We start from the raw sequence: 1,603 nt of genomic DNA on the forward strand, positions 1-1,603 counted from the left end.
GCAAATCCTGACTTTCCTGGTCGCCATCAACGGCATCACCGCCACCATCCTGGGGCTGACCCTGCACTTCTCTGCCTATATGGCAGAATCGATTCGCGCCGCCATCGTCGGGGTCGATCGCAGCCAGACCGAAGCGGCGCTGTCCATCGGCATGACCCAAGGGCAATTGATGCGTCGCATCGTCCTGCCGCAGGCGACACGCGTGGCTACACCGACGTTGATGAACTATTTCATCGACATGATCAAGGCCACCTCGCTAGCCTTCACGCTCGGCGTGACCGAGCTCATGGGCGCGACTCAGAAGGAAGCCGCCAGCAGCTTTCTCTACTTCGAGGCGTTCTTGTTGGCGGCGATCATCTATTGGATCGTAGTGGAAATTCTGTCGTGGCTACAGCGGCGGCTGGAAAAGCGACTCAACCGGGCCTATCAACGATGATCGCACTCCACGGCATCACCAAACGCTTCGGCGCACATACCGTCTTCGAGGATATCGACCTGACGCTGGCGCAAGGCGAAATCATCGTCGTCATCGGCCCCTCAGGCACCGGCAAGTCGACCCTTCTGCGCTGCATCAATTATCTCGAAACGCCTGACGCCGGCCGGCTCACGGTGGGCGATCTCAGCCTCGATGTAACCCGCGCCAGCCGTCGAGACATCCTCGCCCTGCGTCGGCGCACGGCGTTCGTGTTCCAGAACTACGCCTTGTTCGCCAACAAGACCGCACTGGACAATATCTGCGAAGGCATGATCGTCGTCGATGGTCTGTCCAAGTCAGAGGCGCATGCCCGAGGGCGCGAGATTCTCGAGCGCATCGGTCTCGCGGACAAGGCGGATGCGTATCCGGCATCGCTATCCGGCGGCCAACAGCAACGCATAGGCATCGGCCGGGCAATGGCAGCCAGGGCCGAGGTCATCCTCTTCGACGAACCCACCTCGGCGCTCGATCCCGAATGGGTCGACGAGGTGCTGGCCCTGATGAAACAGCTCGCCCAGGAGCGCCAGACCATGATCGTGGTCAGCCACGAAATGCAATTCGCACGTGAGGTCGCCGACCGTGTGGTATTCATGGATGAAGGCCGGATCATCGAGCAAGGCCCGCCCGATGAACTTTTCACCAATCCCCGGGACGAACGCACGCAACGCTTTTTGCGCAAGGTGCTGGCCAACAATCCCGTGATTTGAGCTGGAGTTGCATGCGACCAAGTGCCTGGACGGTTACACCTGGCCTTGGTTGTCGAGTTCCACGGCTTCGTACATGCGCTCCTTGAGATCGTGGATCGCCGCGCCCACTCGATTCCAGCTGGGGATGAACGGCTTGTCGCGAGGCGATTCGAGAAACGAGGCCCCCGCCTCGAGAATGTTCGCGGTGAAAAGCTCGACCGCCTGCTCCTCGCTATGGCGGTCGAGTGACAGGCCGTTCATGCGCGCATCGTTATCGTAGGCCTCGATCAGATCCAGCGCGGTGCGGTAATAGGTCGCCTTGATGGTGCGGAAGGTCTCGGAGTGAATGGGCACGCCCAGTGTCGCCAGCTTGCGGAACATGGCCTTGGCGATATCCAGGCTCATGCGATTGAGCCCGCCACTGGGGTCCTCCTGGGAGACG

2 protein-coding genes and 1 pseudogene are annotated in these 1,603 nt (G+C 60.8%); 2 read left to right on the top strand and 1 reads right to left on the bottom strand.

Annotation, left to right across the window (positions count from 1 at the left end; genetic code table 11):
• On the top strand, positions 1-436 hold a 436-nt coding region (locus OP495_RS17670), incomplete at its 5' end, for an amino acid ABC transporter permease (protein WP_280571075.1).
• Positions 433-1,182 (top strand): amino acid ABC transporter ATP-binding protein, encoded by a 750-nt coding sequence (locus OP495_RS17675; RefSeq protein WP_280571077.1) that lies wholly within the window; start codon positions 433-435, stop codon positions 1,180-1,182. The genes OP495_RS17670 and OP495_RS17675, both read left to right, overlap by 4 nt.
• Positions 1,183-1,215: 33 nt before the next feature.
• Here the strand turns inward: OP495_RS17675 and OP495_RS17680 are convergent.
• Positions 1,216-1,603: pseudogene (locus tag OP495_RS17680) on the bottom strand (glycosyl transferase); the annotation flags it as partial.

It is taken from the genome of Chromohalobacter sp. 296-RDG (genome assembly GCF_029889885.1).
Classification (GTDB): domain Bacteria; phylum Pseudomonadota; class Gammaproteobacteria; order Pseudomonadales; family Halomonadaceae; genus Chromohalobacter.